Source organism: Roseateles sp. P5_B10, from assembly GCF_056400485.1.
In genome coordinates this window covers 1-593 of sequence record NZ_JBFULE010001619.1, presented here as the reverse complement: position 1 = coordinate 593, position 593 = coordinate 1, and the positions used below count along the sequence as shown (strand labels likewise).

Genomic DNA, 593 nt, shown 5'->3' with positions numbered 1-593 from the left:
GGATTCCTTCCCGTGAGCTGCATTTCTACAACCAGACATTTAAAAAGAAACAATGTTGCTCAAATAGTCATGCATATCGGTCTTATCTGACCTGATATCGCGCAAATTTCGTCATAAAGAATTCAAACGCCGCCCAAGGTCGGCTATGCACCCGTAAACAACGGGTTTGACGTCACGCATCTGCGGACGAAACCGCATTTGCTGGACGAACATCATGACAGATCACGCGGGCGCGATGCCCTCCGCGGCCATGCCGCATTCCAAGCCGCTGAATTCCCCCGCCCGCGTTTTGCTGGCGAGCCTGATCGGCACCACGATCGAATTCTTCGACTTCTACGTCTATGCCACCGCCGCGGTGCTGGTGTTTCCAAAACTGTTCTTCCCGGCCGGCAACGACACCGCCGCGCTGCTGGCGTCTTTCGCGGTGTTCTCGATCGCATTCTTTGCGCGCCCGTTCGGTGCCGTCGTGTTCGGCCATTTCGGCGATCGCGTCGGCCGCAAGACCACGCTGGTCGCAGCATTGCTCACCATGGGCGTCTCCACCGTCCTGATCGGTCTGCTGCCGACGCATGCGCAGATCGGCCTCGCAGCGC

The 593-nt window shown here is 58.0% G+C and carries 1 protein-coding gene; it reads left to right on the top strand.

What is annotated here, in order from left to right:
- Window positions 1-250 precede the first annotated feature (250 nt).
- Window positions 251-593 (top strand): MFS transporter (locus AC1DU6_RS34935; protein WP_477863122.1); only part of this gene is annotated, 343 nt, incomplete at its 3' end.